At 41.6% G+C, this 12,156-nt stretch carries 8 protein-coding genes and 2 pseudogenes; 5 read left to right on the top strand and 5 right to left on the bottom strand.

From position 1 onward, the window contains the following. Positions 1–12: 12 nt before the first annotated feature. Both FTU45_RS10965 and dsbD read right to left on the bottom strand, forming a co-directional pair. Complete coding sequence (locus FTU45_RS10965) at positions 13–861, bottom strand: TlpA disulfide reductase family protein (protein WP_016659405.1); 849 nt, start codon at positions 859–861, stop codon at positions 13–15. Next, a complete protein-coding gene (gene dsbD / locus FTU45_RS10960) occupies positions 858–2,795 on the bottom strand; it encodes a protein-disulfide reductase DsbD (RefSeq protein ID WP_053579074.1) in 1,938 nt (645 codons plus the stop codon). Before dsbD ends, FTU45_RS10965 begins: the two co-directional genes overlap by 4 nt. Positions 2,796–2,903: 108 nt before the next feature. Between dsbD and FTU45_RS10955 the strand changes: the two genes are divergently transcribed. Together FTU45_RS10955 and FTU45_RS10950 are read left to right on the top strand one after the other, a co-directional pair. Beyond that, positions 2,904–3,578: a response regulator transcription factor gene (locus tag FTU45_RS10955; RefSeq protein WP_005093734.1), complete on the top strand. Its 675-nt coding sequence runs from the start codon at positions 2,904–2,906 to the stop codon at positions 3,576–3,578. Continuing rightward, positions 3,571–4,953 carry an ATP-binding protein gene (locus FTU45_RS10950; protein WP_159516674.1) on the top strand — a complete coding sequence of 461 codons (1,383 nt, stop codon included), beginning with the start codon at positions 3,571–3,573 and terminating at the stop codon, positions 4,951–4,953. The genes FTU45_RS10955 and FTU45_RS10950 overlap by 8 nt, the downstream gene beginning before the upstream one ends. On the opposite strand, the pseudogene bioD reads toward FTU45_RS10950, so the two are convergent. The 3 genes and pseudogenes from bioD to FTU45_RS10940 form a co-directional block, all read right to left on the bottom strand. Next, positions 4,931–5,377 (bottom strand): annotated as a pseudogene (gene bioD / locus FTU45_RS10945) (dethiobiotin synthase); the annotation flags it as partial. The gene FTU45_RS10950 and the pseudogene bioD sit on opposite strands and share 23 nt — an antisense overlap. Positions 5,378–5,829: 452 nt before the next feature. Further along, positions 5,830–6,018: pseudogene (locus tag FTU45_RS15485) on the bottom strand (hypothetical protein); the annotation flags it as partial. A gap of 445 nt (positions 6,019–6,463) precedes the next feature. Next, complete coding sequence (locus FTU45_RS10940; RefSeq protein ID WP_005093725.1) at positions 6,464–7,633, bottom strand: replication initiation protein; 1,170 nt, start codon at positions 7,631–7,633, stop codon at positions 6,464–6,466. Positions 7,634–8,536: 903 nt separating this feature from the next. Here FTU45_RS10940 and FTU45_RS10935 point away from each other — a divergent pair. The 3 genes from FTU45_RS10935 (at position 8,537) to FTU45_RS10925 (ending at position 11,936) form a co-directional block, all read left to right on the top strand. Next, a complete protein-coding gene (locus FTU45_RS10935) occupies positions 8,537–9,322 on the top strand; it encodes a ParA family protein (protein WP_035337428.1) in 786 nt (261 codons plus the stop codon). A gap of 18 nt (positions 9,323–9,340) precedes the next feature. Further along, entirely contained in the window at positions 9,341–10,240 is a 900-nt protein-coding gene (locus FTU45_RS10930; protein WP_005093722.1) for a ParB/RepB/Spo0J family partition protein, read from the top strand. Positions 10,241–10,349: 109 nt separating this feature from the next. Beyond that, complete coding sequence (locus tag FTU45_RS10925; protein WP_005093719.1) at positions 10,350–11,936, top strand: sensor domain-containing diguanylate cyclase; 1,587 nt, start codon at positions 10,350–10,352, stop codon at positions 11,934–11,936. Positions 11,937–12,156: the final 220 nt, after the last annotated feature.

Raw genomic sequence — 12,156 nt, 5'->3', positions numbered from 1 at the left:
CCTTCCGTTTTTTTAAGGTTGATCTGAAATTCTGTTTAAATATTGCTGCAACATGGCCGGACTGAGTTCCCCCATATGCCGCTCGACCAGCTGGCCTTGAGCATTAAAAAACAGCGTCGTTGGCAGGCCAAAACTATTCAGCTGCTGTGGCAGTTCACCATATGGGTCCAGCAGGACATGTTTAAATTGAAACTGATGTTTTCTTAAATAGGCATTTACGGTGGCTACCTCCTCACCCTGATTCAGCATGACAAAATTCACTTGAGGATGCTGCTTGGCTGCTTTGGCCAATACCGGCATTTCGCGATGACACGGCGGACACCAGCTCGCCCACAAATTAATTACCGTGGGCTGGCCAATGAATTGGCTGAGTGGAATCTTATCTGTACCCAGACGTTCCTGTTCTAGTCCAGCAAAGGCTAGATCAGGAAACGCTGCTTCAGTTTTTAGACTGGATTTGAACGCGAGCCCAAGCCCGACCCAGAGTACAAAGATGATCAGCAAGATGGCTTTGAATCGGGTCTGCAACTGTCTGTTGCGAATGACATACCATAAAGTACCTATCAGCACCCCGCCCCATAAATGAAAACCTTTGTCCTGGATTTTCAGTATGTCGATGGGGGCTACAAAATACAGCTCGGCATTGAGTAGAACGAAAACAAGACGTGCACCCAGCATCCCTAGCAGAAAACTGCTCCAGAGCAAATCCTGACTTTGTCCAAGCAGCTGTTTAGACCATGAATACTTTCTGGCTAATCCAAACAGGACGGCAGATAACAGCATCAAGCCAGTGGCAACAATCATGAGTGTCCAGGGCAACATCAAAGGTCCCAGATGCAGCGCATCACTGGAAATCATCATAGTTGCTCCCCTTGTAGTTGCTGCAATGTGCCTAGTAAATGTGCCGCACTAAAGCTTCCGGTCAAGCGCAACTCACGCTGCTCCTGATGCGCTGCATTTAAAAATATAAAGGTGGGTGGACCGAGGATTTGCCATTCTTTTAGCAGCTCATCCTGACTTGGATGATAGTGGGTCAGGTCTAATTTGATACGAACCACATTTTGTAAAGCCGTCTGGACATCACTACGTGGAATCACTTCCTTTTCAATCGGTTGACAGGCCACACACCAGTCCGCATACACATCAATTACCACTGGCTGTGCAGGATGTTTGGCTAAAACCTGTTGCAATTCTGCGGCTGTACTGACCTTCTGCCATTCAAGCCGTGATTCCACATGGGCGACCTGTACCTGACTCCAGACATGATAGAGCTGCATGCCTCCTGCAAAGACCAGTAAACCACTGAGCAGCATCAGGACTATTTTCGATACAGACCGATGCACATGGGGCAGCATCTTGAACAAGAAGTAGCCTGAACAGGTGATCAGTACTACACCCAAAAGGCTCAGGTATAAAATGCCGGGCAATAGGGGGCGGGCAAAATACAAGGCCAGGGCCAGCATGACAAAGCCAAAACTAAACTTCAGGCGATCCATCCAGATGCCAGGTTTGGGTAAAAGATGGGACCCAAATACAGCTGCGATAAATAGTGGCAAGCCCAGCCCAAGGCCTAAGACAAACAGATAGCTGGCACCCAAAATCGGTTGATTAAGCTGAGACACATAGATTAAGGCACCGGCCAACGGTGCACTCATACATGGCCCGACAATCAGTGCCGCGATCATGCCCATGAGACCAGCACCAATCAGCGTGCCACCCTTCTGCTTTTGCTGCCATTGATCCAGCCGCTGTAACATGCCTTGAGGTAAGGACAGCTGAAATGCTCCGAACAGATTAAGCGCGAACAAAACAAACAGAATGCTGAAAATACTGATGAATATCGGACTTTGAAACCAGCGCTGAAAACTGTAACCGAGCTGTGCCACAGCAAGTCCTATGACCGCATAGACCAGTGCCATACCCAAAACAAAGACCAGCGCAATCAGTGCAGCACGGTAGCCCCGGTGCTGCTGAACCAGAATTCCCGTTAAAATTGGAATTAAAGGTAAAGAACACGGTAAAAATGCCAGCAGAATGCCAAGCCCGAGAAAAATCAGAGCATTAATCAACAGACCTTGTTTCGACAGCAAACTTAAAAAATACTGGTCATTGTTCCACTGGTCATTCATGCCTGCTGATGAAGTTTGATTTTTAGGGTCTGTAATAAGCTGGTCGTTTTTCTCTGTTAATTCCACCTCAGGCTGCACGACAGGGTCGGAAACTGCAGCGACTTGCACTTTCTCCACCTTTTCTTCAGCCAGTGCTTGATCTGTACTTTGAGTTTGCCCTATAGCTTGGAGCTCATCTTTCTGAGTAGTCAAAATCTTTTCGTTTGCTTCTGGCTGTGTAGTGCTGGCCAGCAGCTTTTGAGGCTTGCTCAAGTTTTGCGCTGGAAATAAACCATCTGCATCAGTTTTTACTGTGGTGCGTTGCACCGGATAACATAAACCGCTTTCTGCACAGCCCTGCCACTGCACCGCAAACTGCTGGTTGGGCTGGACATTCATATTGGTTTTGACTTGCCCATAATGCACCTGAGTCAAACCGAAATTGGGATCATCTTTGTCTTCAGGTTTGGGCAATGCCAACTTGACTGGGGTCTGCTGATGAGACACTTTAAGCTGGTCATGATACAGATAATAACCCTCTGCGATTTTCCAGCTAAGCTCTGCCTGATCCTGACTTGTAGAAACCACCTGAAACTGAAAAGCCTGATCCGGTGGTAAAAAGTCTGCATGTGCAGTTCCCGTCATGATTCCACCGCCGATCACGGCACCCAATATCCACTTCAACATCCAGCTGATCTCCTCCTGTTAGGACTGCATTATTGAAAAACTAAAATTAAGACAACATTAACAGCCCAAATCATTTATAAAATAATGGCAGTTTGATCAGGATGTTCTATGTTTATTGTATTGGTTGAGGATGATCCCTATATCGCACAGAGCATTTGTGCTGCTCTGAACTATCTGAATATTTCAGTGGAGCATGTCAGTCACGCACGTGCTGCAGATTATTTTATCCGGCATAGTGCTGTCGATTTGTGTTTACTGGATTTAGGCCTGCCGGATCAGGATGGCCTGGACTTGCTGCACAGCTGGCGACGTGACCAGATTGATCTCCCGGTACTGGTATTGACGGCACGGCTGCGGACCGATCAGTGTGTTCAGGCCCTGAATGCCGGTGCCGATGACTACCTGACCAAACCCTTTGAGCTGGAGGAACTGATTGCCCGGATTCATGCCCTCACCCGTCGCCACCGCGGCTTTGCCTCGAATACACTGCAATTTGATGACCTGGTTCTGAATCGGGATACCCAGACTGTGACCTACCAAGACCAGGCCGTGAGTTTATCTCGCCGTGAATTCAGCCTGCTGGAAACCCTGATGAGCCACCCCAACCAGATCCTGAAAAATGAACAGCTTATTGACAAGCTCTATGGTTTTCAGGACGCTATCGAGAGCAATGCCCTGAATGTACACATTTATCACCTGAGACAAAAACTACATCCAGACTTGATTCAGACCGTTCGTGGTGTGGGCTATATTTTCAAACCGTTTGAGCATCGTCATGTTTAAGCACAGCTTGAAATGGCGTTTGGCCATGAGTCTTTTGGCCGTGTTTATTGTGCTGTGGAGTGCGGTATTTTCATGGCTGTATATTGACCTGAAACAACGTTTACAAGACACGCTGGATCAACGCCTATCGGCATCTGCGCAAATGGTTGCCCGGCTGATTCAGCAGCTACCGCTGGATAGTCTGGGGGATGCAACCTTATCCAAATTAGCCAAGAATGATGATGCAAACCAGTTAATTGCCTGTGAAGTCTCTCTTTTTAGCTCTGACATCTCGTTAGATAATCAGGTCATTGCCAAAACACGCGGTGCCCCCCAAAATTTAAGCCAGCGACCAGAAGGATTCAGCACCTGGCAGCAGGGTGATACGGAATGGCGCAGTTATGTCCTGCGTCGTGGTGATATTCAGGTGGTGGCGGCAGAACGTATGTTCTTGAGGGATACCTTACTACAGCAGATTCTACAGTCCGTACTGGTTCCCTTGGTCTTCTCACTGCTAATCTGTATTGCCCTGATCATCTTTATTATCCGCAGACAGTTCCGGTCTTTGGATCAGCTCAGTCAATACCTGAACCAGAAAAACCTTAGCTATTCAGAGGCGGCAGATTTTTTAATGCAGCTCAAGCCTGCAAGCATTCCCCAAGAAGTACAGCCTTTTGTCAACAATTCCACGCAGTTGATTCAGAAACTCAATGACAGTCTGCAACAGGAGAAAGCCTTTAGTGCCTATGCTGCACATGAATTACGCAGTCCCCTGACCGCAATTAAAACCCATGTACAACTGGCACAGCTGATCGGTCAGCAGCAGAACCTGCCTGAATCCATTCAGCACAATTTGCAGCAGGCCAATGAGAGTATCCGGCGTTATACACTATTACTCGAGCAGCTTTTATTGCTGACCCAATCAGAAAACAGTCTCCAGGAAATGACTGAGGCCATCTGGCTTCGCCCCACACTTGAGAAAGTTCTTGCAGACTTAGGTACACGCTATCCAGAAATGAACAAAAAAATACAGGTGAACTGGGAAAGTCTAGGCGAAATTCAGCTACCTGAATTTGTGCTGTATACCGTACTGAAAAATCTGCTTGAGAATGCACTGCTGCATGCACAGGCTGAACAGATTTGGATTTCCATGCAGTCTGGTTGCCTGGTGATTGAAGATAATGGCCAGCAACTTACAGCAGAAGATATTCAACATTTAGGACAACGCTTCTGGCGCAAATCTGCTCAGCAGCATGGCCATGGTTTAGGACTGGCATTAACTGCTAACCTGTTAAAACAATATGGCTATCAGCTCTCTTTCAATGCCCGTCGACCCTATGGTGGGCTCAGCATTGAAATAAAGTACGGCGTGTCTAAGCTTGACATGCAAGCTTAGGGATATCCAGCCATACGGCTGTTGGAAAATACCGGGTCAGATACTCCTTTAAATATTGAATGGTATCCATCGCAATCGTTTGATCCTGGTGGTCATCAGCATGGTTAAATGCCACAGCATAAAGCGTGACTTCACGTTGTTTGAGTAGCTCCAGACTCAGTAGAGTATGATTAATACTGCCCAGACGGCCTGAAGTCACCAGAATGACAGGGTAGTGATGCGCTGCAATATAATTGATCGTCAGCATGTCCCGGGTCAGCGGCACCATTAATCCACCCGCTCCTTCAAGCAGAACCCGGTCATAACGCTCGGCCAGTATAGTGGCTGCCTGCTGAATTTTTTCGAAATCGATTGAACGCCGATCCAGTTCAGATGCCAGATGCGGTGAGGCCGGATAGCTAAAGATTTCTGGCATGGTCAGCTTGCCACCTGAGTGCAACTTAATTTAAAAAATAATTGAGGATGTTGTTAAATAAGCTCAAAAAAATAGAAGTGATTACTGGTACGCTTTCACAAGTCCCTTTTTGCTCCGTTCTATATGATAAATCCCGGTCATTGCACTGAATCACTGCTAAAATCTTTTCTTCTATTTGAGTAATGGCCTGCCATACTTAGGCTATTTAGCATACAAAATAAATAAGGAGGCATCATGCCTCTTTGAGCTGTTACTATTTACTTTCTTTTTCCGTTGGCATAAGTCAATCGATTGCTTTTAGACACTATATGGCTGGCAAAATTCCTGTAAATCGAAGGAGTCTTTCAACTGACATAAGCGCTGATACCTTCAGTTAAATCCATGAACTGAGATGCCTCCAGATAATCATTCACTGCTGTAACATGATCCCATCCTGTCCCGGATCACATCACGGGCTGTTTTTAAAACTCCACATAAAACTTTTCAATCAACTGCTGTGTTCTAATCAGCAGATGTTTAAACACATTATCCCGTTCAAATAGCTTCACCTTATAATTTGGCGAGTCTTTAAGTTCTTCCTTGCGCAACAAATGCTTGGAGAACTCGTAATATTCCAGTACATTTTTTATCGTCTCTGGCTTCAAATTCTCCCTCTATGATGCCAGTCAAGGTATTGGCAATATTCCAGATTTTTTGTAGCTGTTGCACCTGGGCATGATTATGACAGTCCAAATCACGAACTCATTAATCCAGTGATTTCGCCTAAAATTTTCAATCATGCCATCGTAAGAAGGTGGCAAAAGACATAGTTTTTCGTGGGATTATGGCGTGAATAATAGTAAGTTTTTGACCCCAAGAAAAAAGTGTAGCAACTTACTACACTTTTTAGATATTCAGAATTTAGGTATTTTCACTTGTATTTTAGACAAGATGTAGCAAGTCCGAACTGCGACATTTTCCCAATGAGCGCCCGCTAATCTCACTAAAAAGATGTACCAGAAATATTCTAGTTATTTGCGAAAAATGTCAGACATGCAAAAAAAAATCATTCACTCGGAATGTTTTTCAATGCGCTGTAGCAATTTGCTACACTTTTTAAATAATTTCTTTACCAAAAATCTCATTCAAACGCTCGCGATTTTCCTGAACAAAAGTCGGATCATTTTTGAGCTTATATTTCATCTCTTTCTTGAAATCATTCATGGATGCACCGGCCACAGCAAAATCCATTTGAAACATAATATCGTTCACAATAACATTCGCCTGAGAATCGGTTAAACAGCCTTCGATCTTAAACCACTTGCTGAACTGCGTATAATTCGGATCATTGGCATAGATATACCAGGAACGTACGGTCATATCAAACTTTGCCCCCAACTCTTTCACGATGGCATTATCATCAAAATCTACATCCAAATAGATTTGAGTCTTTTCGTTAAATTGCGGGAGAGCCGCTTCAGTATCTCCACTCATAATTTTAAACCGCACACCCACAATAGGACGGCCTTTCTTAATAGTGTCATATTCTAGCTGCAAACTGGTTTTAGTATTAATTTCTTCAACAATTTTATCCAGAATATAACGCCTAAAATCTACCCAACGGTCATATTTTTTTTCACCGATGTCAATCAACGCTTTTAAATTCTCTAAGGTGAGTTCAACTTCATAGGTGTCGAGATTCGCATACTTAAATTCATTTTTAACAATATAAGAATATAGACTCATACTTGTGACAGAGTCTAAAGCAAATAAATCTTTCAACTGGTAAGTGGTAAAATTCCCACTGGCCAGACGGGTGAAGTAAGGCAGCACTTCACTGGTAAAGCGAATCTGTAAGGCATTTTTGGCATCATCTTCCCAGCGCAGTTCCCGGATAATCGGTACCACAGAATGGACTTTTTTTACTTTACGCTTGACGTCATCTACAGGCTCTTCAATTACAAAATGAGCAACCCGAGATGAAAGTTCCCTATAAATCCGGTCAATAGCCACATTAATGGAATTCTTCTTATTGAGTCCTAACAATTCCCCCAAATCTTCTTTATGCAGATAGATATAGGTTTTCTCGGTAATTTCACGATCTTGGTTATTTTTTTCACCATAGTTTGCAACCGCCATTGCATAAAGCAGTGCCTTATATTCATTAGAAGACAATTCAATAGGGCGAATTAAGCGGTTACTGGTACTCACCACTCCATTCTGTCGAATATTGCCGATACAATAAGGTAAATATTCTATTTCTTGTTTTTCGTTAAAATCGCTCATAAGTGAAAAATTAAAAGTTATTCCCCCTATTTATACATAAAAGTGGAATAACATTCAACATCTTCACCTTACAGATTCACTTTAAGTGCTTATCCCTTTAAAAGGATGTGCTAAAGATCAAGAGTGGAAAGCATGTCATCATTTTTTTAGATTTAGCCTAATCCTTAACCCAAAGGTGGAAACTTTGAAAAAATTTCCACTTATTAGTGACAAGCTTTCCACTTTTATCAACTGAGAAGAGCTTAAATCGTTTTCTTTGCATTTTTTTGTGGCCAAAAATACCGTTATAAGTGAAAAAATCATTTGGTTTAGCACTTTTCAGTGACAAAGCTTCCACCTTTAGAGAGAATCAAGTACTAAATCGGACTTTTTTTTGCAATTTTTAAAGGGAAAACATAACTTATCCACAAGTATAAAAATAAGCGTGACAAGTCTTCCACCTTTAAAGTCAGATCATGATACTTATCAACAGATTAAAGTTTTGAATTTAAATATTTTTATAACTTAATTTCATGTTTTTTTTTAAACCAGTGACAAGTCTTCCACCATAGTGACAAGTCTTCCACCTTTCAGTGACAGCTCTTCCACCTTTCAGTGACAAGTCTTCCACCTTTCAGTGACAAGTCTTCCACCTTTCAGTGACAAACCTTCCACTTTTCGGTGACAAACCTTCCACCTTTAAAGACGTAAGATATTGTTTTAAAAAGGGAAAAATTGTCCTAATTATAATTACTTAATTATATTAATTAATACTAATTATAATTAGCTAGCTATATTTTATATAAAACTTTAATTTGTTTTCTTTGTTAGCCGATATTGATTCGTACTTTAATATCATTCAAATAAAGTGTAGCAAGTTGCTACAAGTTCCACTATATTAGGATCATTCGAATGGGGTCTGATATGACAAATAAATCGACTAAAATTATTGCTGTAGCAAACCATAAAGGTGGTTGCGGGAAGACCACCACGGTTGTTCATCTGGCTGCAGAGCTAGCAGACTTGGGGCATAAAGTATTGGTGATTGATTTAGATCCACAAGCCAATGCAAGTTTACATATCGGATTAAGACATCCGAGTGAGGTTGAAACCACTTCTGCTGAATTACTGGTAGGTGATTTGAACCTATTGTCTGATGCCTTACAAGAAGAAACCAATTTTAAAAATGTTTCTTTAATTTATGGTTCACTTACTTTAGGTAAAACAGAAGACCAACTTAAAGATGATGCCCCAAGACCCTCTGAAGAGCTCTCTAACAAGTTGGAATTATTAAACGGATTATATGATTTCATCCTGATTGACTGTCCTCCAAGCCTAAAACTTCTGACCAGTAATGCCTTGGCTGCATCTACCCATGTTATGGTGCCGATTGAATCCGGTTCACAATATGGCCTATATGGTGTCACTGACTTAATTAACCATTTAAGTAAAATAAGACGGGTCAATCCCGAATTGAAACTGTTAGGTGCTTTGCTGATTAAACATGATGAACGTCAAAACGTCTGTAAACTGATACGAGATGAAGCTTTAAGCCAGGTCGGCGAATTGTTAAAAACGACCATTCCAATGAGTACGAAAGTCAATCAAGCAGCAATTTTACAACAGCCATTGTTGCGCGTAGATAAAAATTCTAAAGTTCGTAAAGCGTTCCAAGATTTAGCGAAAGAAATCATCAATCGTGTTGAATAAAGGCACTCTGAGAATCCTATGGTAAGTACAAAAGAATTGTTGGCACAACGTCTTCAGCAAAATACTCAAAAGCATCAACAAGCTCAGCAAGAGCATGTCAACGATGTGAAAGAATTACGTCGTAATGTCCAAATTACAGACATTCAACCTAGTCCCAATCAGCCACGAAAAATATTCAATCAGCAAGATATTGAAGATTTAGCAGCCTCGATTGAGGAGATTGGATTATTGCAGCCGATTGCAGTTCGGCGAGTACAGGACAAATATGAGTTAATTGCAGGTGAACGACGCTTGAAAGCGCATCAAATTCTCAATAAAAACACCATTGAAGTGATTGTCATCGATGCATCAGATGAAGAAGTTGCACTGTTAACCTTGGCTGAGAATTTAAAACGGGAAGACTTAACAGATTATGAAATTTATGTCGGTCTGAGTTCTCTGGATGAGAAATTAAAAAAGAACAAGCAAAAGCTGGCAAAATCATTAGGCATGAATCGAGAGGATATGTATAAATATCTATCTTTCGAAAAATTACCGAAAGAACTGATTGCCGATTTAGAACAACAACCGACATTGTTGGCACGCACTGCCGCCACAGCTGTGAAAAAGTTTCTTTCAGATTATGAAGAGAATTACAGTAATGCTAAAAAAGCACTGCTAGAAGCTTGGGCGAAATTACTGAAAAAAGAAGTTGAGCAAACAAAACTGGCCTTATTGGCAGAAAAAATTTTAAAGTCGAAAGAAAACAAAGAGCCAATTAAAACGTCAATCGTGCATAAAATTGAATATGATGGAAAAGTCGCAGGGAATATCAAGTTTGATCACAACATTTTAAAAGTGTCATTAAAAATGAGTGAATTTGATGAGCAAAATTTACAAGAGCTGGAAAATTTGCTGAAAAAAATGCTGAAAAAATAAAATTAAAGCGCTGTAGCAACTTGCTACAGCGCTTTTTTCAATTTAGGTCGGAGAGGATTTCAAGTTACATTAAATAGAGTAATACAACCTAAGGTACCTGGGGGCTCAGTTGTTATATAAAATACTTTTATCTTTGAATCTGAATTTACGCAAGCTGATTCTGATTTCAACGATCCTCAGCGTTTCCTTTTTATTTGTGATTAGCCTGTTTATTCTGAATTATGTGGTTAAACAGCAACTAATTCAGAATTCACTCTCTATAAATGAAAAATACGCAGCCAAGATTGCGATGGGGGTGAATCGTGATGTCAGTAATATGTTGCAGGAGTTGCAGTATAGTGCTCAGCAATTAGGGCAAAACTTTTACAATACGCCACTGCGACAGGCTGAAGTCAAACGGCTCAAAAACCAGTCGAATAACTTTAACAGTGTTTTTATGGTGGGCCAGCAAAATCAGATACTTGCTTATGCACCAGTATCATTAGACCTAAAATTCCACACGCCCTATAATACAGCGGGTATTGTTGGATCACTTAAAAGCAAAAAGGCGTATATTTCGGCACCCTATTGGTCAAGCAAAAAAAATCTGGTTGTGTTGATATCACAGCCTATTTACGATGTGAATCAAAATTATAAGGGCTTTATCAGCGGTACGATTTATCTGCAGAAGAATAATTTAATCAGTGAAATGCTGTTCAATCAATTTGATTTCAAAAAAAGTTATATGTATGTGATTGATCAGCAGAACCGTATTATCTTCCATCCAGATTCGAGTCGGATTGGCGAAAAAATTGTAAATAATACTGGTCTTGACTATATCAATGAAAACAAGAAAGGATCCGTCCGTCTAACGAATAGCTTGGGGATTGATAACCTGGCCGGTTTTGCACATGTTCCCAGTGTGAACTGGATTGTGGTTTCACAGCAACCTACGGATGAACTTCTTAAACAGGCCAATGAATTAATTTTAAAAGTTTCTATTGGCATATTTATCTTTTATCTGTTTATTTTCTTTATCGTCTGGCGGATGTCGCTATTTATTTCTTCGCCGCTGAATCGTTTGGCGAAAATGGCCAGTATGTTAAATCGAAATGATATTCAGGATAAAATCAGTCAGGTTGATCCCTGGTATTTTGAGGTATTCAAGTTTAGGGCCTCGCTACTTTTGAGCTCCAAAACATTTAATAACAAGATCTCAGAATTACGCCAACATATCAATATTGACCCCTTGACTGGCCTTTATAACCGTCGTGGCATGCAATATCTTCTGGATGAATTAATCAGTACGGGTACTCATTTTGCGGTACTCGCTATCGATATTGATTTCTTTAAAAAGATCAACGATAGCTATGGACATGACCGCGGAGATGAGGTTTTAAAGCGATTGGCTTTTTTAATGCAGAAAAATTTCAGAAGTCATGATCTCTGCTGTCGCACTGGTGGGGAAGAGTTTATCGTATTGATGATGACCTCCGATATTCGTGTTGCTTTCAATGCAGCAGCACGTCTCAGAACGAGTATGCAAGTGAGTCAAATTGAAGGAATCAAAGAAGTTACCATTTCCGTGGGTATCGCATTCTGGCCGAGAGATTCAGTAAGCGTCAAACAGGTTTTTAAAATGGCAGATAATAAGCTGTATGAAGCGAAAAATAATGGGCGGAACTGTGTTCGTATGACGCAAAAATTAGCCAAGTAAAATGTCGGCACAAACAGGCTTGATTTTTTAAATCTTTTTCTGCTCAAGCATGTTCAGCACAGTGACCTTGCGGAGTTACATGAGCTTTAATCGAGATCAGCTTCAGTCTGTGCCCGAGCATGCACTGGTAAAATTTGGCATATTGGTCTGTCTGGGGAGCTTTAATGGATAAATAAAGTGAATTAAGCACGACAATTCATGTCCTTTTCCACCTTTTTAC

This window comes from Acinetobacter sp. YH12106 (assembly GCF_013418995.1).
GTDB classification, from domain to species: Bacteria; Pseudomonadota; Gammaproteobacteria; order Pseudomonadales; family Moraxellaceae; genus Acinetobacter; species Acinetobacter pseudolwoffii.
Note: the sequence above shows the minus strand (reverse complement) of the source record. Positions and strands in the feature narration are given on the sequence as shown.